Genomic DNA, 17,379 nt, shown 5'->3' with positions numbered 1-17,379 from the left:
AATATTTATATATAAAATGGTTTCTTGTACAAATATACAAGCTAGCACTAGCTGCTACCTTCCTATTTGTCTAACCACCGATGTGTGACATTTCGATTTTTGAATTTTTCCTTTTATTCATCGTCTCTTCATTTCGTTCATCGGAATAGCGGTCATCTCTATTTTCCCAGACCTTTGAAATAAACTGGGTAATAGCTTCATCATCTTCCCCAGACCGTAACAATTCTCTTACGTTCGTTCCCTCTGTTGCAAATAAACAAGTATATAATTTTCCTTCGGCAGAGATACGAGCACGTGAACAAGTTCCGCAGAAGGAGTCAGTGACAGAAGAAATCACGCCGATTTCACCCTGACCATCTTCATATTGATAACGCGTAGCCACTTCCCCTATATAATTAGGCTCGGTAGGTTTCAAAGGTGAGAACTCGTTAATCCGATCAATGATTTCTTTTTTTGACACCACGTCATCCAGCCGCCAACCATTCGAATTCCCTACATCCATATATTCAATAAACCTAAGGATATGCTGTTTCTCTTTAAAAAACCTCGCCATAGGTACGATATCTTGATCATTTTTTCCTTTTTGAACAACCATATTGATCTTTACTTGTAGTCCTGCCTCTGCTGCTTTTTCTATCCCTTCTAATACCGTTGACACTTTTCCCCGATGACCATTCATCTCAAAAAAGCGGTCCTCATCTAATGAATCCAGACTAACCGAGACTCGTGCTAATCCTGCTTTTGCTAAATCATGTGCGTATTTTTTTAGTAGAGTACCATTGGTTGTTAAGGCAATCTCCTCTACCCCTGAGATATGATGAATACGTTCTATTAACTTAGGCAGATCTTGACGCAGTAAAGGTTCTCCGCCCGTAATACGTACTTTTCTCACCCCTAATGAGACGAAAATTCGGACTAATCTTTCGATTTCTTCAAAACTGAGTATTTTATCAGACGGTAAAAAAGCAAAATCTGGACCAAATACCTCGGCAGGCATACAATACTGACAACGAAAATTACATCGGTCTGTCACTGAAATTCGTAAATCTCTTAGAGGTCTATGTAGTTGGTCTTGTAGATTTGAAATTGTAATCTCCTTCTTTCATTGGTAAGAGTTATTCATTTACAGGTCCGCTTTTGCATCATGCTCAGGTAAAAGAATACGCTCTTTGTGTGTATAAATATTAAGTGAATTCTGACGAATAAAACCTACGGTCGTAATACCGAGTTCCTCTGCCAATTGCAGAGCAAGTTCGGTTGGAGCTGATTTGGACAAGACAATTTCACATCCGATTTTGGATACTTTAAGTAAAATTTCAGATGAAATTCGTCCGCTAAATACGATGATTTTGTCTTTCATGCTAATGTTGTTTCGCAGGCAATATCCATATATTTTATCAAGTGCATTATGGCGTCCAATATCCATTCGACTTAGTATAATCCCATTCACATCACATAGCGATGCATTATGCACGCCACCCGTTTTTTTGAATATCTCAGCTGAATCTTGCATATCTCGCATTAACCGAAAACAATCATTTGCTGTAATACGCACATGTATATCTTCTACTTTTTTAGATACAAGGGCATCATTAGCAAAAACGAAGCCTTGGCGGCTCATCCCACAGCAAGAAGTAATGTATCTTTTATTTTGAATTTTTTGAGAGTAAGGATTGATGCTCTTGGTTTTGACATGCACAAAACCTTCTTTTTCTTGATACCACACTTCTTCAATATCTTTGGAACTCCGAATGATCCGCTCAGAAGCTAAATATCCAACAACCATATCTTCTACATACTCGGGTGTGCAAACCATTGTAACAAATTCCTCTTGATTAATCTTAACAGTGACCGCATGTTCTGTAACCACGAGATCTTCTATTTCTTGGATTTGTTTATCTGCAACATGTATAACCTTTCTTGTTACGGCATTTTCCATAAGGCATCCTCTTATTCACTAATATTATTTTCAAAAACAAATACAGAAATAGCAAAATCCTCTTCAATTTTGATATCTGAAAATAAATGGAGCAATTTCGAACCTACGAGTTCTTCCATGCCTTCTGGAGGCGATTCACTGTACAAATCCTGGATCATACTTGTACGTGCTGCATGAACCATTTTTAATCCTTCAGGAGTACTCGCAATAAATTTTTCGGTAGGTGTGATATTTCCATAGAGTGTGGAAACTGCCATATTCTCGACGAAAACCGTATGAATACGATCTGGTCCTTTTCCAAATTTATCTTTGCGTAGCTTTCGAATCATGTCATTAAATTCATGTATTTTTTTTGACATTTTAACGAATCTCCCATCATAGCAAACTTTTGTTTATTATCATATTTTCATAAGGATAACCCTTATCATTTTGTATGAAATCAGCAGCTTATGCAGTTAAAATAGTACTAGTAAAGGCTTCTCTTGTCCATTTATCTTATTAAATACAAAACATATTTTTTTACTTGATTTCGTTTTCAGAATACAATTGATAATGACTCTCATCAATTAATTTTATTGATATTATTGATCATTTTAATTGAAAAGAGCTATAATAAATGATATACGAATGGTGTTTACGTATTTTGATTCATATATGGTTTTTAAATGTAGTTGGACTGCTTGCCATAATGGATTTTAATATTTGAATTCTATTTGTATACTAAAAATTTTAAATGAAGTAGATTGGATTTATAGCACGGCCTGCTATGAATTTTATCCACCATGAACATTTAGCATGTATAGATCATGCTGTTTCATGGTGGATTTTTTATTTTTCAAACCTAATTTTCACACTGACCCTCGTAATAACCGTTTCATTAAATCTAATCATCAACTCGTTATTTTATTCATTATTCATCCTAAATAGGATCCTGTGAACATATAAGTCTCTTAGAGCAAAAGGAGGAAATCACCTTGACCAAAATTAACATTAATGGCGTACCGTATGATGCAGCAGAAGGAGCAACCATCCTGGATACCATTAATCAAAATGGCATACCCCATCCGCAAATCTGCCATGTACCTTCTGTTGATCCCATCCAAACTTGTGATACATGTATCGTTGAAGTCAATGGCGAACTTGTTCGTTCTTGTTCCACAAAAGCTGTAGACGGTATGAACGTTCAGTTGAATTCCGAAAAGGCGAAAGCTGCACAAACTGAAGCTATGGACCGTATACTCGAAAACCATTTGCTGTACTGCACCGTATGTGACAACAACAACGGGAACTGTAAATTACATAACACGGCAGAACTCATGGAAATTGAACATCAAAAATATCCCTATAAACCAAAAGTGGAACCCCATGAAGTCGATATGTCACATCCATTTTACCGGTACGACCCGAACCAATGTATCGCATGCGGGCAATGCGTAGAAGTATGCCAAAGCCTGCAAGTGAACGAAACGTTATCCATTGACTGGGAAGCGGAAAGACCGCGAGTGATCTGGGATGAAGGCGTTGCGATCAACGATTCTTCCTGTGTAAGCTGCGGACAATGCGTTACCGTTTGTCCATGTAATGCACTTATGGAGAAAACCATGCTTGGCGAAGCCGGTTTTATGACTGGCCTTAAACAAGACATGCTTGATCCGATGATTGATTTGATTAAGGAAGTTGAACCTGGGTACAGCGGTATCTTCGCTGTTTCTGAAGTCGAAGCTGCCATGCGCAGTAAACGCACGAAAAAAACAAAAACGGTATGTACTTTCTGCGGCGTAGGCTGCTCGTTTGAAGTATGGACCAAAGATCGCAAAATCCTAAAAGTCCAACCTTCTGACGGTCCTGTAAATGCAGTATCTACTTGTGTCAAAGGAAAATTTGGCTGGGACTTCGTAAACTCCGAAGAACGGATTACAAAACCACTGATTCGCAAAAACAATGAATTTGTTGAGGCATCTTGGGATGAAGCGCTGGACCTGATCGCATCTAAACTTGGCGGTATTCAAAAAGAATACGGTACAGGTTCTGTCGGATTTATCTCCTCTTCCAAAATTACAAATGAAGAAAACTACTTAATTCAAAAAATGGCTCGTCAATTGTTTGAAACAAACGATGTCGATAACTGTTCACGCTATTGCCAGTCCCCTGCTACAGATGGACTAATGCGTACAGTAGGTATGGGCGGAGATGCAGGAACAATTAAAGATATTGCGAAAGCGGGTCTTGTCATCATTGTTGGGGCAAACCCTGCAGAAGGTCATCCCGTATTAGCGACTCGCGTCAAACGTGCTCATAAATTACACGGTCAAAAATTAATTGTTTCCGATATTCGTAAACATGAGATGGCTGAGCGTTCCGATATTTTCATGCGTCCAAAACAAGGTACAGACCAAGTATGGTTAATGGCGGTTACCAAATACATCATTGATCAAGGCTGGCATGATGAAGCGTTTATTCAAGAGAACGTGAATTTCTATGATGAATTTAAAGCCGTACTTGATAAATACACTCTGGAATATGCAGAACAACAGACAGGGATTTCAAAAGAAACGCTGATTCAAGTGGCCGAAATGATTCGTGATGCAGACGGTACCTGTGTGCTTTGGGGTATGGGTGTTACCCAAAATACGGGCGGTTCCTATACATCCGCAGCGATTTCCAATCTGCTGCTTGCTACCGGTAACTATCGTCGTCCTGGTGCAGGTGCCTACCCTCTTCGCGGTCATAACAATGTACAAGGTGCTTGTGACATGGGTACACTTCCAAATCTGCTGCCAGGTTATCAAAAAGTAACAAACGATGCGGAACGTGAAAAATTTGAAAAAGCCTATGGCGTAAAAATCAAACCAGAACCAGGTCGTACAAACATGCAAATGTTAGATGCGATTATGGAAGGTAAGATGAAAGCTATGTATTTAGTGGGCGAAGATATGGCTCTAGTCGACTGCGATGCAAATCACGTAGATAAGGTTCTCTCACAACTCGACTTTTTTGTTGTACAAGATATCTTCCTATCACGTACAGCGCAGTATGCAGATGTGATTCTGCCTGCAGCACCATCGCTTGAAAAAGAAGGTACTTTTACCAATACAGAACGCCGTGTACAGCGTCTCTATCAAGTACTGCCAACGCTCGGTGAATCAAAAGCCGATTGGGAGATTCTTCAGGCCGTCGCTCGCCGCTTAGGTGCAGATTGGAATTACAGCCATCCAAGTGAAATTTTTGATGAAATGGCCAGCCTGTCTCCGATCTTCGCTGAAGCGAACTATGATGTACTAGCAAATTGGGGCAGTTTCTGTTGGGGCAGCCTGGATGGAAAGGATACACCTCTACTCTATGAAGATGGGTTTAACTTCCCTGATAAAAAAGCACGTTTTGCTTTACATGATTGGGTACAGCCTGTCGAATATGAAGCACAGTATGACTGCCTAATTAACAATGGCCGTATGCTTGAACACTTCCATGAAGGAAACATGACGAATAAATCCAAAGGGATTCAATCGAAAGTACCAGAGATTTTTGTGGAAGTATCACCTGAACTCGCCAAAGAACGCGGCATTGAAGATGGTGCCCTGCTTCGTCTCGTATCACCTTATGGCGCATTGAAACTTAATGCCCTAGTAACCGATCGGGTACAAGGAAATGAATTATTCCTACCAATGAACTCGGTCAGCAAAGATTCAGCAATCAATTTCTTAACCGGACCGGCTGCAGATATCAATACATCTACACCGGCTTACAAACAAACAAAAGTACGCGTGGAAATACTGAAGCCAAAAGGAAAAAATCCGCTTCCTAGAACAAATCCGCGTTATAAAAAACGTCATCCACAAAATGGCGTTGAAGTTGAGCGTAAATGGAACCGTCCTGGATACGTACACTTAACAACGACTAACGAAGGGAAGTGACCCACATGGCTGCGCCAATTACAACGATAAAAAAACAACAAGTGACAGAAGAACAACGGAAGGAAGAAAAGTTAGAGAATTTAAAACAGCTTCTTTCTGAAAATGAAGACATGGTGAATCAAGTCTTTTCGATCATGGCCGATTTGAATGAGATGGGAGCACTAGAAGCAGCGGGAAAACTACTAGAAGCAAAAGAAGATGTTGCAAAAATTGCCCTTGGTCAAATGACTCGTAAACCTGTTACGAATATTATCAATAACTTAATGGGTGCTGCCGGAGCGCTGTCTGAAGTCGAACCGGAAACAACGGCGAAGCTGATTAACAGCTTAACTACAGGCCTAGATGAAGCAAACAAGGCTATTGAATCAGATGAAAAGATTAGTGCCTTCAAACTTTTAAAACTATTAAATGATCCAGATGTCAATCGCTCTTTAAATTTTGGAATCCACTTTTTAAAAGGGCTTGGCAAAGGCTTAAAATAAGAAGGTGGTTTCTTACATGCTGACAAACGAACAAATTTTACAAACACTAAAGAACATTAATGACCCGGAACTCCATCAAAGTATCGTTGACCTTAATATGGTTCGGAATATAAAGGTTGACAGTACGCATGTCTCGCTTGACGTTATTTTAACCATTCAAGGTTGCCCGCTAAAAGCAAAGATTCAGCAGGATATTGAACAAGCATTAAAAGAAATCGGCGCATCCAGTGTTTCGATTACGTTTGGTTCCATGACAGATGAAGAACGCCGGAATTTAACCTCTTCATTAAAAACGCAAAATGCTACGGAACAAGGAATGCCAAAAATGCTTCTGCCTGAGTCGGGTGTTACCTTCATTGCGGTGACCAGCGGTAAAGGCGGTGTCGGTAAGTCTACGGTTACGATTAACCTAGCCGCAGCTCTTGCCCGTCTTGGAAAACGTGTGGGGATTTTAGATGCAGATATTTATGGATTTAGTATTCCTGCGATGATGAAGATCGACCAAAAGCCAACCATGATTGACCAAACGGCGATTCCGGCCGAAAGTCATGGGGTAAAAGTGATGTCGATGGGCTTCTTTGCAAAAGATAACCAGCCTGTCATGTGGCGCGGCCCGATGCTGAACAAATGGATTCGTAATTTCCTTACGAACACCCATTGGGGTGAGCTCGATTATCTTCTGCTCGATTTACCTCCCGGTACAGGAGATGTCGCCATTGATGTGGCAGCTATGATTCCGCAAGCGCAGGAAATTATAGTGACCACTCCTCACTACGCAGCTTCTCATGTCGCTTCTCGTGCGGGAGTCATGGCGCAGCATACCAAACATTCGATTCTTGGTGTGGTTGAAAACATGGCCTACTTTGAATCGAACGGTGAAAAGAACTACCTCTTCGGTCAAGGCGGTGCAGAAAAATTAGCAGAGGAGCTTGGGTCCCATATCATTGCTCAAGTACCTTTTGCCCAGCCTGAGGAAAATACAGGTTCTTCCGTTTATGACGAGGATTCTGTGATCGGTGAAGTATTCACCCATCTTGCAGAAGAACTTATTTATTAATAGTAAAAGAAAGCTATAAACCCCTGGCATTCTGAAGGCTGATCATAACATGTCACGTAGACAACATAAAAAGGTATAACTTATGCGGCAATCTTTTTCCGATATTTATTTGGGGAGAGATTGCCGTATTTGCTATCATATAACCTAATGTTAGAGCAAAAAAGAAAACACAAAGATGGGAGATATTATATTTACCGCGGCATGAATACACCATCCGTATAGGATACTCCCATTTGTCTTCTGCTGTAAAAGCCATCCAAGTGCAAAACCAACTCCACCTGTCAGTAAAAAGACAACAACGATAGCAAATAATCCAGTGCCTGACACAGCTGGGATATGTATTATTCCAAATAGAAACGCTTGTATACTATTTCCAGCTTTCCATCCCCATTTATCCCTTAGCCTCTTACACAAAAATCCTCTAAATAATATTTCCTCTGTCAGCGATGTTTGTACAATTGCCCATATTAAAATGATACAAATAGTTTGGAAGCCCCAACCGGTTTGTTGGAACGACTCAATAGTAAATCCACTGTATGTTATAGTTCCTGAACTATATAACCATAGATATGGTACTGAAATGATAACCAAAAATGTGACGAAGATCATAATCACGTATCTTATTGGTGGCTTTGGAACCAACTTAAATCCAATCCACTGAAAAAATCCTGCAACCTTTCTATTTGTAACTACATACCAAACAAATGGTATAGAAGTAAAGAATAATAGTTGAACAATCGCACTAATAAGTTGATTTAAAAAAATCATTGCTTCATTGATACCTCCTCTCCTGTCTCGTGCCAATCACATTTGTGAAATGAACACAACTACTCCGGTGGCACCCATCGCCAAGAATATCAGTCCAACACCAGCTCTTTTCTTTCTTACCTCAATCTCCATGCGGCTTTCCTCTGACATATGTATGATGGGATATTTTCTTCTAACAATTAGATAAAATAAAAGACCCGGTGAATTATTCCCATTCATCGCAAAAAAACCTAAAACCTTTGAATGTTTTAACTCTCTCGCCGCAGCATCCAACTCTACCATTTTATAAATCTGGTAAGCAGTATTTATGGCTCCTACGATAAAAACAGCAGTACATACCAACATGAATATCATTACGTTTGCATTCATGTTTGTTGCCTCCCTAAATTCTTTTTATGATTTGATAAAGTAATATGGACGAACAGATAATCGCTAATGAAAAAACTCCGACTAAGAAAAAGAGGTGGTTGGGTACCAAACTCGAAAAAATAATCAGCATGACCAAAAGAAAAATATTAGAAATGATTGCAGCAATCAGTTTCTTATTACTTTTTACAATATTTGTACTTTCCGCAAAATGTTCTATCATGTCCTGATCTTCTCTTAATAGTTCATCAAGACTGATCGAGTATAGGTCACTCAACTTTATAACGCTCACTATATCTGGATAAGATTTTTCATTTTCCCAATTAGAGATCGTCTGACGTGACACTTGAATTTCTCCCGCAACAAATTCTTGAGTAAAGCTAGATTTTACACGAGCATCTTTTAGTTTTTTACCTATTTCCATATCGCTCCCTCCTCACATCATCATCTTGCCAAATTTAGGTAAAAATTGTCTATCAAATATCTTGTACATCTATTAAAATGGGATGTCAAAATTATTTTACACGTTGTAATAGAGCAAAAATAGGCCTGATCTCCCTCAAATAGAAAGACTTTGAAGCACCGAATGTAATCACTGAAGATAAAGCAAAAAAACCATTTCTTAAAATTATTAAGAAATGGTTTTGTATTCATTCATACTTATCACTGTGACGGCTTTTTACTTAAAGATTACTTCAGAGGAATTTCGACAATTCGCTCTTTTGCAATAATTTTCCTAATGGAATTTGGTCAAGTGGAAGATGATTTACTCCTAATAATGTTTTAGTAGCTGTTGCCAAAACACGCACGTCATACCATGAGGGATAAACAGGTTCAACTTTTTTCTCAAGGTTCAGCAAACCATATACCGCCATCATCGCTGTTCTAACAGAATATTCTACAGTAAATACACAGTCATCTGGGACTTCTGCAAACTGACCTAGGAATGCAAAATTCTCACTACCTTCTGGAATAACGTCAGGACGGTCGCCTGCAACCCTCGGCATAAATTGTGAAGTGATATAAGGCATCATTGCTGGAATTACATTAATGGTATGCTCCAAAATTTCAGAAATTCGATCCTTAAGTCCCATATGATAAAGAAGCTCTTCAAACATTTCTTGGCCCGTACATTCAGCATAAGTCTTCTTAATATAGTTTCCTGGCACATCAAGCAGTAGCCCATAAGCCCAAAGCACCTTTACGTTTTCAGGTTGATTTCTAAAGTGAGGGTCTTTCGGTACAACCCAGCTTAATAACCAGTTAGAGTCTTTTATCGTCACGAGACCGTTCATGCCAGTCGGATTCTTTTGCAGCTCTTCAAGGTATGGGAATACAATTTCGTCGTCTTTCAAAGTGATTGTAAAGCTCATCCATTTGGTTTTATCAACATCACTACAGAATTTTTCGGGATGACCGAAATTTGGTGATTTTGCAGCTATCTTTTCCCATACAGAAAAACATCCTTTTTCAGTGGAACGATTTAAAATAGCAGGCTCATGTAAACTTCCTCTTGTTGTATTCTGTGTCATTGAGCCGTTTGTGAACATGACGATATCCTGCTCAGATACCTTTTGCTGTACTTCTTTTCCATCTTTTTTATACCAAAATCCTGTAGCTTTCTTGCGGTTATCTGAAATATCAAAATCTATATCGGTTACTTCACATCCTGATTTGAATACCACGCCTTGCTCATCAAGCCATGTAATCAGAGGAAGGATCAGAGAATCATACTGGTTGTATTCGGTATGAAGCAATCCCTCAAGGCGGTTAATACCGCCAATCATATGCATGAAACGCTGCATGTAACGTTTAACCTCTACTACACTATGCCATGGTTCAAAAGCAAACATGGTTTCAAAGAAGTACCAAAAATTAGTTTGCAGGAAATTTTCATCAAAGAAATCTGCAATCGTTGTATGTCCTAAAGCTTCTTCGGTTGTCATAACCAGCTTTCCAAGCCGCATAGCTTGGTCTATGGTAAGTCCCAAGGAAGAAGAATCTGCAACTTTACCCTGGTTTTCTACAAGTCGGCAATTGGACAGGATCGGTTCTTTTTCGTTCAGCTCATAAAATTCATCGAGTACCGTTCTGTCCGGTTCTTTAATAGAAGGAATAAAGCTGAAGAGCTCGGAGAAGCATTCAAAGTGTGGTTCAATTTCACGTCCGCCTCTTGCTGTGTAGCCAGTCTCCCATTCTCCCGCACCATCCATGGAGCCGCCGAGAATATCGGATTGCTCATAGATGTATATATTTTTTCCTGGCATATGTCCATCTCTAATCAGAAACGCTGCTGCCGCCAAGGATCCAATTCCACCGCCTAACAGATAAGCCTGTCTGTTTTCAATCCCATCCGGTTTTCTCGTATGAATCTTTTCATAATTAAACATAAGACACTACCCTTTCTTTTAGATAATAACTTCGCTTGTTACCTTGAGTATATCTAAAAGAAAAGTTACAACAATGAACAGCTTTCTTAAATCGTGTACTACATGTACATATGCCTTAAAGTGTGTTAGCTTCCTTGCTTATTTTGGTTAATGTATACACGACCACTCCGCTTAACATCTGATCGATTTTGCGTGCCATACTCTCCGGTGTTTCAGATAGGTCCTTTTTAAGCCAGGATATAAAGACCCCCATCAATGCATTTGTATAAAAATCCTTACAATTATCCTTTACCTCTTCTGAAAGCTGTAAATCACGAGATATCTCATCTACCACCGAACTAACTACACGAAAAAAAGTTTGATAAAGAAAGCTTTCCAGATGGTCACGTCCGAGAGAATTGAACGTATTCAAACAGATTCGTTTATTTTCATAGGTATAGTTTAGTACAAGGTCAATCCCTTTTTTCCATGAATCTAACGAACAATACAGGTCAATCCCTTCTATTACCTCTCTTTCATAGATCCATTTTAGAAGCTCGTAAATATCATGAAAATGATTATAGAAAGTATGTCTGCTGAGGCTACTTTCATTCGTTATTTCTTTCACATGAATTTGTTTGATTGATTTCGTCATCATCAATTTTTTTAATGAGTTAGCTAATGCTTCTTCAACAACTAAATTGATCGTCATAATATACCTCCTTTTCCACTTTTCTTAGCAGAACAAACGTTTGCTGGCGATTCGCAAATTATATCAAATTTTAAATCATGAAAAAAGAAACCTCTTGGAAATAGAAGATTATATTTTAACTTTAATGAAAAAACTCAGCTATGAATGGACTAAGCAAATTCTAAAAACATAAAAAAGACTACCTCCTGTTGTTAGGAAGTAGTCTTTACTTTAGAAAATAGTTTTTAACATGACCAGTTCTCAATCTGGGCTGAAATAGCCTAGACTAATTCACGATGAGAAGGCTTCACAGCCTATATTACATCATGCCGCCCATTCCACCCATGCCGCCCATTTCTGGACCTGCAGGAGCTGCTGGTTCTGGTTTGTCAGCGATAACTGCTTCCGTAGTGAGGAACATAGCCGCGATAGATGCAGCATGTTGCAATGCGGAACGAGTTACTTTCGCAGGGTCAACGATACCTGCATCGATCATGTTCACCCATTGACCATTAGCAGCGTTAAATCCTACGCCAACTTCTTCGCGTTTCAGACGGTCCACGATTACGGAACCTTCTTCACCAGCGTTAGCAGCGATTGTACGGATTGGAGCTTCCAAAGCGCGAAGTACGATATTCACACCTGTTTGCTCGTCTCCTTCAAGTTTCTCACCTACTGCAGCTACAGCGCCATAAACGTTCACTAGAGCTGTACCACCACCGGATACGATACCTTCTTCTACTGCTGCACGAGTTGCGTTCAGTGCATCTTCGATACGAAGTTTACGTTCTTTCAGCTCAGTTTCAGATGCTGCACCTACTTTGATAACAGCTACGCCGCCAGCAAGTTTAGCAAGACGCTCTTGCAATTTTTCTTTGTCGAACTCGGAAGTAGTTTCTTCGAGTTGGGAACGAATTTGTTTTACGCGAGCATCGATATCTTCTTTGCTTCCAGCACCGTCAACGATGATTGTGTTTTCTTTTGTTACACGTACTTGACGAGCAGTACCCAGTTGATCAATTGTAGCGGATTTCAGATCAAGTCCGAGTTCCTCAGTGATCACTTGGCCGCCAGTCAGAGCAGCGATATCTTGCAGCATTGCTTTACGACGGTCACCGAATCCAGGAGCTTTAACCGCTACTGCATTGAATGTTCCGCGCAGTTTGTTCACGATCAGCATTGCTTGCGCTTCGCCTTCGATATCTTCAGCGATCAACAGAAGCGGTTTGCTTTGTTGAACGATTTTTTCAAGAACAGGCAAGATTTCTTGCGTGTTTGTAATTTTTTTATCAGTGATCAGAATGTATGGGTTGTCTAGGACAGCTTCCATTTTATCTGTATCTGTAATCATGTATGGAGAAATGTATCCGCGGTCGAATTGCATACCTTCAACCACTTCAAGTTCAGTTTCGAATCCACGGGATTCTTCAACAGTGATAACACCGTCGTTACCCACTTTTTCCATTGCCTCAGCGATCAATTCGCCTACTTCTTCGTCAGCTGCGGAAATAGCAGCAACTTGTGCGATGGATTGTTTGTTCTCAACGGGTTTGGAGATTTTGTGAAGTTCTTCAACAGCAGCACGAACCGCTTTGTCGATCCCTTTACGGATACCGATTGGGCTTGCACCTGCAGTTACGTTTTTCAAACCTTCCGTAATGAGGGCTTGAGCAAGAACAGTTGCAGTCGTAGTACCGTCACCAGCAACATCGTTCGTTTTTGTAGCTACTTCTTTAACGAGTTGAGCACCCATGTTCTCGAATGCATCTTCAAGTTCGATTTCTTTTGCAATAGTCACACCATCATTCGTGATGAGGGGGCTGCCAAATTTTTTCTCAAGAACCACGTTACGTCCTTTAGGTCCGAGTGTAACTTTTACTGCGTTTGCCAAAGCGTCCACACCACGAAGCATGGAACGACGTGCGTCTTCACTGAATTTAATATCTTTAGCCATAGTGATAAAACCTCCTAATATATTATGAAATCAACGATTCAATTCATATATTCAAGCTCTTCACGAATGAAGATTAACCCAAGATTGCGTGAATGTCGCTTTCCTTCATAATCAAATATTCTTTACCTTCGTATTTAAGCTCTGTTCCAGCGTATTTGGAGAAAATAACGCGGTCTCCTTCTTTTACTTCCAAAGGAACACGAACGCCATCTTTTAAGCTTCCAGCGCCAACAGCGATAACTTTACCCTCTTGCGGTTTTTCTTTAGCAGAGTCCGGAAGTACAATCCCGAAAGCTGTTGTCTCTTCTTGTTCGATCGGTTCTACCAATACGCGTTCACCTAAAGGTCTGATCATGAAAAATAGCCTCCTTAAATAAGTAAGTTACATATCTTACGGTTGTTGCACTCTTCTATATTAGCACTCGACAGTCGTCAGTGCTAACAACCAATTTCATGATACTGAAATTAGAAGATGATTTCAAGTCCTTTTCAGGATTTTTAGCAGATCTTTTCAGTTATTCATGAAGCCATCTTCCATTCTCTCCAATCCTGTAATAATTATGCTCCATCCTATATCTTCTCCCCTGCATCAACCTTCACATATCTCGATTCGTATTCCTCGGTCTCTTCGAGTTGCTTCCGGTAAACAACAGACGACAGAAAGACACTGAACTCGTAAAGCAGAATCAAAGGAATTGTAACCAAAATATCGGAAATAAAATCAGGCGGGGTCACAAATACAGCGATAAAAACAAGTGCAAAATAGGAGATCCGGCGCATTTTACGTAAACGCAATGGATTGAGAATCCGCAGTTTCGTCAGAAACATAACCACAACAGGCAGTTCAAATAACAGGGATACAGGCAAGATTAGATTAAACATAAACGTAAAATATTGTGCCATCCCATACGTTTCGACAAGACCAAGATTCTGATTAATACTGCTTGTAAAAGAGGTAGCCATCGGCAGTAATATTTTGTAGGAAAAAGCAATTCCTAATAAGAACAACAAAAAGACAAAAGGAATATAACGTATAGTCGCTTTTTGCTCACTCTGCGTCAGACCTGGACTCACAAATTTCCAAATCTGATAGGCAGTAAAAGGCAACGTAATAACGAGGGAAAAAATCAGGGCAATCTTCATATACATCCCAAGTCCATCCCATAGCGTGAGGGCATGCAGTTCAATACCCGGAAGAGGCCCGTATGCTGTCAAATATTGATAGATCGGGTCACTGATAAATAGACCGCCAATCAGTCCGAGCAGAAGAACGACCAGTACAGCGACAAGACGTCTTCGCAGTTCCCCCAAGTGATTCACCAGCGTCATGCCTTCTTCATGTTCAGACATCGTAACACTCCCTCTCTCTGCTCATCAGCTAGAAGAAAAAAACAAAACCCTTCTTACAAAGAAGGGATCCTTATTTTGCTTGAAACAAGCACTTAGCAAGGCACCCTGACTTAAAGCGCGCATGCATAAGATATATAGAATTACTCTGGCAGGCGCTTATCCTCTGTTTTCTGAACCGTCGTTGCTTCAGCTGATTTTACTTCACTTGCTGAAGATCCTTTACGGGATGAAGATTCATCTGACATGATCTCTTGAGCACCATTCTTAAATTCACGGAACGTTCTACCGACAGCTCGTCCCAGTTCAGGAAGCTTGTTAGGTCCGAATAACAACAAGGCAACAATGACAAGCAGAATAAAGCCCGTTCCTCCGATATTTGGCATGTATACCCCTCCTTCTTGTTGTACTATACATATGGATTACCATCCATAATCATCCATCTACATGAAATCATACCACAAATGTAATCACATACATAGCCGTATTTACAAGAAAAAGGAAGGAATACACAGCCATCATGTTTACTGTCTAAATTGTCCTGTAACCATCAAAAGTGCCTCAGGGAGCTGGTCCATTATAGCTGCGAGATTCTCGTGCACACCCTTAGGAGTTCCCGGTAAATTTACAATTAGTGTTCTTCCGCGAATACCGCAGATTCCTCTAAAGAGCATAGCTCCCCGGTTCTTCTGCAGCACCGTCATCCGCATGGCCTCTGCCATACCGGGTACTTCACGGTCAATGACTCTGCGCGTAGCTTCTGGTGTTACATCTCGAATCGCAAGTTCAGTCCCGCCTGTGGTAAGAACAAGATCCGCATGAAAATAATCCGTCATTTCGATCAACGCAGCAATGATCTCGTCTGGTTCATCAGGCACAATGCGGTATTCAATAATTTCACCGCCCAGTTCTTCTTCGACAAGTTCACGGATGACCTGCGCACTCGTGTCTTCCCGCTCTCCTCTCGCTCCCTTATCACTTGCTGTAAGGATCGCTGTTTTCCACAACATAAGATCACCCATCCCTCTATTTGAATTTATAGTCCCCACTTTTACCGCCTGTTTTGGAACTCAGCAGTGTCGGACCTATTATCATATCTTTCTGCATCGCCTTACACATATCGTAAATGGTGAGTGCAGTTGCCGATGCAGCTGTTAGAGCTTCCATCTCTACTCCTGTTTTTCCTTCTGTCTTAACGGACACTTCAATATACAGTTCGCGCTCTCCGTTATCTGTAAAAGTAATGTTAACACCGGTAAGCGGCAGCGGGTGACACATCGGAATCCAATCGGAAGTACGCTTGGCAGCCTGAATTCCGGCCACTTGTGCAACGGCCAGTACATCCCCTTTTCCTACCGTACCTGCCTTAATCGCCTGAAGCGTTGCTTCATTCATTGTGATCTTTGACTGTGCGACCGCGGTACGAACCGTAACCTCTTTACCCGAGATATCCACCATTCTCGCACGTCCCTGCTCATTAAAATGAGTCAGTTGCTGTCTTTCATTCTGTCCGCTTTGTGACTTCGCATCCATGTTCCATCACGTTCCTTTTATTTGAGTATGTAAAACACCCTTCTCTGTAAAAAGAAGGTTCAGTCTAAAATCCTGCGGTTCCATAGGAATATCATTCGGTGGAAGCAGTTGTCCGGGAAGGACAAGCCCTGCATATAGGGGTAAGGTTACATTTTGGCCTTCGATCTGCTTTTTCTGAACTTCCATATACATCTTTTCGGCAAAGCGGTCGTAATACCCTCCACCGTATCCAATTCTTCCTCCGCTAAGGTCATAGGCAAGTCCTGGAACAATGACAAGATCCATCTCCGGCCATCTCTCTACAGGATAAACCGGGGTATGATCTGTCGGCTCAGGAATATTCCAGGTTCCCGGCTCCACGTCTGTCATCTGCCTGATTTCTCGAAGCTCCATAAGCCTCGAATCTTTTCTTACCTTGGGCACGAGTACCGTGTCTCCTTGGGCCAGTGCCTTCGTCAATAGCATAAAAGTATCGGCTTCACTACCAAAAGTCATATATAGAAAAAGAGTTAGATTCTTCTGCCCAAGCTTGCTGCGCAAAAGGTCCATCTCCTGAGTGGCATACTTACATATCTGCCTTGATGCTTCTGAACGCTGATCAGGCGGCAGTGCTTCGCGCACCGCAAGCATTCTTCTTCGAAGTTGCTTTTTTAACTGGAGCTTGTCCGGATGTACTTCCATCCACTATCCCTCCGTTTTATCCGTCGTGCGAATAGTGGTTATTCACAACCTGTTTGCTAGCATTCATCACCACTTGCTGACGTTCACTAATGTGAATCACAATTCGGCTTTTTCTAACTTTAAGTTTATCACCTATTTCATGAAAAGACTATAAGCGAGACAAAGTTCAAACCTTTTTATCAAGGGCGGACGGGTAACTTCGGTTATAACTTGTTCTAAGCGGTGCAAAGCCTCTCTTTTTCATGTAAACTAGGACTAGTTTATTGCTTTCTAGACAGGAG

18 protein-coding genes are annotated in these 17,379 nt (G+C 40.7%); 3 read left to right on the top strand and 15 right to left on the bottom strand.

Going from position 1 to position 17,379, the window contains the following annotated elements; all coding sequences use genetic code 11:
• Positions 1–70 precede the first annotated feature (70 nt).
• Genes moaA through KJS58_RS13115 form a run of 3 tightly spaced genes read right to left on the bottom strand, consistent with a single transcriptional unit; the run spans position 71 to position 2,298 of the window.
• Positions 71–1,087: a GTP 3',8-cyclase MoaA gene (moaA, locus tag KJS58_RS13125; RefSeq protein WP_213532955.1), complete on the bottom strand. Its 1,017-nt coding sequence runs from the start codon at positions 1,085–1,087 to the stop codon at positions 71–73.
• A 36-nt stretch (positions 1,088–1,123) separates the two neighbouring features.
• Positions 1,124–1,939, bottom strand: a complete 816-nt coding sequence (fdhD, locus tag KJS58_RS13120; protein WP_213532934.1) for a formate dehydrogenase accessory sulfurtransferase FdhD — start codon at positions 1,937–1,939, stop codon at positions 1,124–1,126.
• An 11-nt stretch (positions 1,940–1,950) separates the two neighbouring features.
• Entirely contained in the window at positions 1,951–2,298 is a 348-nt protein-coding gene (locus KJS58_RS13115) for a Na-translocating system protein MpsC family protein (protein ID WP_213532933.1), read from the bottom strand.
• Positions 2,299–2,913: 615 nt separating this feature from the next.
• Here KJS58_RS13115 and fdhF point away from each other — a divergent pair.
• Genes fdhF through KJS58_RS13100 form a run of 3 tightly spaced genes read left to right on the top strand, consistent with a single transcriptional unit; the run spans position 2,914 to position 7,389 of the window.
• Positions 2,914–5,850: a formate dehydrogenase subunit alpha gene (fdhF, locus tag KJS58_RS13110; protein ID WP_213532932.1), complete on the top strand. Its 2,937-nt coding sequence runs from the start codon at positions 2,914–2,916 to the stop codon at positions 5,848–5,850.
• A 5-nt stretch (positions 5,851–5,855) separates the two neighbouring features.
• On the top strand, positions 5,856–6,332 hold the full coding sequence (locus KJS58_RS13105; protein ID WP_213532931.1) for a helical membrane plugin domain-containing protein: 477 nt from the start codon (positions 5,856–5,858) through the stop codon (positions 6,330–6,332).
• Positions 6,333–6,348: 16 nt separating this feature from the next.
• A complete protein-coding gene (locus tag KJS58_RS13100) occupies positions 6,349–7,389 on the top strand; it encodes a P-loop NTPase (RefSeq protein ID WP_213532930.1) in 1,041 nt (346 codons plus the stop codon).
• Between the two features lie 150 nt (positions 7,390–7,539).
• Here KJS58_RS13100 and KJS58_RS13095 read toward each other — a convergent pair whose 3' ends face one another.
• The 12 genes from KJS58_RS13095 to KJS58_RS13040 form a co-directional block, all read right to left on the bottom strand.
• Complete coding sequence (locus KJS58_RS13095; RefSeq protein WP_213532929.1) at positions 7,540–8,157, bottom strand: CPBP family intramembrane glutamic endopeptidase; 618 nt, start codon at positions 8,155–8,157, stop codon at positions 7,540–7,542.
• 36 nt (positions 8,158–8,193) lie between these two features.
• Positions 8,194–8,526 carry a hypothetical protein gene (locus KJS58_RS13090; protein WP_213532928.1) on the bottom strand — a complete coding sequence of 111 codons (333 nt, stop codon included), beginning with the start codon at positions 8,524–8,526 and terminating at the stop codon, positions 8,194–8,196.
• 13 nt (positions 8,527–8,539) lie between these two features.
• Positions 8,540–8,947, bottom strand: coding sequence for a helix-turn-helix domain-containing protein (locus tag KJS58_RS13085; RefSeq protein ID WP_213532927.1), 408 nt, complete (start codon positions 8,945–8,947; stop codon positions 8,540–8,542).
• Between the two features lie 271 nt (positions 8,948–9,218).
• Positions 9,219–10,913 (bottom strand): oleate hydratase, encoded by a 1,695-nt coding sequence (locus KJS58_RS13080; protein ID WP_213532926.1) that lies wholly within the window; start codon positions 10,911–10,913, stop codon positions 9,219–9,221.
• 115 nt (positions 10,914–11,028) lie between these two features.
• A complete protein-coding gene (locus tag KJS58_RS13075) occupies positions 11,029–11,604 on the bottom strand; it encodes a TetR-like C-terminal domain-containing protein (RefSeq protein ID WP_213532925.1) in 576 nt (191 codons plus the stop codon).
• A 298-nt stretch (positions 11,605–11,902) separates the two neighbouring features.
• Complete coding sequence (gene groL / locus KJS58_RS13070; protein WP_213532924.1) at positions 11,903–13,537, bottom strand: chaperonin GroEL; 1,635 nt, start codon at positions 13,535–13,537, stop codon at positions 11,903–11,905.
• 73 nt (positions 13,538–13,610) lie between these two features.
• Positions 13,611–13,892: a co-chaperone GroES gene (gene groES, locus KJS58_RS13065; RefSeq protein WP_191797156.1), complete on the bottom strand. Its 282-nt coding sequence runs from the start codon at positions 13,890–13,892 to the stop codon at positions 13,611–13,613.
• A 215-nt stretch (positions 13,893–14,107) separates the two neighbouring features.
• Complete coding sequence (gene tatC, locus KJS58_RS13060) at positions 14,108–14,887, bottom strand: twin-arginine translocase subunit TatC (protein WP_213532923.1); 780 nt, start codon at positions 14,885–14,887, stop codon at positions 14,108–14,110.
• A 140-nt stretch (positions 14,888–15,027) separates the two neighbouring features.
• Positions 15,028–15,270 (bottom strand): twin-arginine translocase TatA/TatE family subunit, encoded by a 243-nt coding sequence (gene tatA, locus KJS58_RS13055; protein WP_213532922.1) that lies wholly within the window; start codon positions 15,268–15,270, stop codon positions 15,028–15,030.
• A 138-nt stretch (positions 15,271–15,408) separates the two neighbouring features.
• Complete coding sequence (locus KJS58_RS13050) at positions 15,409–15,894, bottom strand: MogA/MoaB family molybdenum cofactor biosynthesis protein (RefSeq protein ID WP_160032308.1); 486 nt, start codon at positions 15,892–15,894, stop codon at positions 15,409–15,411.
• Between the two features lie 16 nt (positions 15,895–15,910).
• Positions 15,911–16,417 carry a cyclic pyranopterin monophosphate synthase MoaC gene (gene moaC / locus KJS58_RS13045; protein WP_213532921.1) on the bottom strand — a complete coding sequence of 169 codons (507 nt, stop codon included), beginning with the start codon at positions 16,415–16,417 and terminating at the stop codon, positions 15,911–15,913.
• A 6-nt stretch (positions 16,418–16,423) separates the two neighbouring features.
• Positions 16,424–17,098, bottom strand: a complete 675-nt coding sequence (locus tag KJS58_RS13040; protein ID WP_213532920.1) for a 5-formyltetrahydrofolate cyclo-ligase — start codon at positions 17,096–17,098, stop codon at positions 16,424–16,426.
• Between the last annotated feature and the right edge of the window lie 281 nt (positions 17,099–17,379).

The organism is Paenibacillus sp. J45TS6 (assembly GCF_018403285.1).
Lineage (GTDB): Bacteria > Bacillota > Bacilli > Paenibacillales > Paenibacillaceae > Paenibacillus.
Note: the sequence above shows the minus strand (reverse complement) of the source record. Positions and strands in the feature narration are given on the sequence as shown.

What these genes read in the sequence shown, in the direction of transcription:
- KJS58_RS13090 (WP_213532928.1), bottom strand. Translation starts at nt 8,526, where the DNA reads ATGAATGCAAACGTAATGATATTCATGTTGGTATGTACTGCTGTTTTT.
- KJS58_RS13040 (WP_213532920.1), bottom strand. Translation starts at nt 17,098, where the DNA reads ATGGAAGTACATCCGGACAAGCTCCAGTTAAAAAAGCAACTTCGAAGA.
- KJS58_RS13095 (WP_213532929.1), bottom strand. Translation starts at nt 8,157, where the DNA reads ATGATTTTTTTAAATCAACTTATTAGTGCGATTGTTCAACTATTATTC.
- moaC (WP_213532921.1), bottom strand. Translation starts at nt 16,417, where the DNA reads ATGGATGCGAAGTCACAAAGCGGACAGAATGAAAGACAGCAACTGACT.
- groL (WP_213532924.1), bottom strand. Translation starts at nt 13,537, where the DNA reads ATGGCTAAAGATATTAAATTCAGTGAAGACGCACGTCGTTCCATGCTT.
- KJS58_RS13115 (WP_213532933.1), bottom strand. Translation starts at nt 2,298, where the DNA reads ATGTCAAAAAAAATACATGAATTTAATGACATGATTCGAAAGCTACGC.
- KJS58_RS13100 (WP_213532930.1), top strand. Translation starts at nt 6,349, where the DNA reads ATGCTGACAAACGAACAAATTTTACAAACACTAAAGAACATTAATGAC.
- KJS58_RS13080 (WP_213532926.1), bottom strand. Translation starts at nt 10,913, where the DNA reads ATGTTTAATTATGAAAAGATTCATACGAGAAAACCGGATGGGATTGAA.
- tatA (WP_213532922.1), bottom strand. Translation starts at nt 15,270, where the DNA reads ATGCCAAATATCGGAGGAACGGGCTTTATTCTGCTTGTCATTGTTGCC.
- KJS58_RS13105 (WP_213532931.1), top strand. Translation starts at nt 5,856, where the DNA reads ATGGCTGCGCCAATTACAACGATAAAAAAACAACAAGTGACAGAAGAA.
- fdhD (WP_213532934.1), bottom strand. Translation starts at nt 1,939, where the DNA reads ATGGAAAATGCCGTAACAAGAAAGGTTATACATGTTGCAGATAAACAA.
- groES (WP_191797156.1), bottom strand. Translation starts at nt 13,892, where the DNA reads ATGATCAGACCTTTAGGTGAACGCGTATTGGTAGAACCGATCGAACAA.
- KJS58_RS13085 (WP_213532927.1), bottom strand. Translation starts at nt 8,947, where the DNA reads ATGGAAATAGGTAAAAAACTAAAAGATGCTCGTGTAAAATCTAGCTTT.
- tatC (WP_213532923.1), bottom strand. Translation starts at nt 14,887, where the DNA reads ATGTCTGAACATGAAGAAGGCATGACGCTGGTGAATCACTTGGGGGAA.
- KJS58_RS13050 (WP_160032308.1), bottom strand. Translation starts at nt 15,894, where the DNA reads ATGTTGTGGAAAACAGCGATCCTTACAGCAAGTGATAAGGGAGCGAGA.
- KJS58_RS13075 (WP_213532925.1), bottom strand. Translation starts at nt 11,604, where the DNA reads ATGACGATCAATTTAGTTGTTGAAGAAGCATTAGCTAACTCATTAAAA.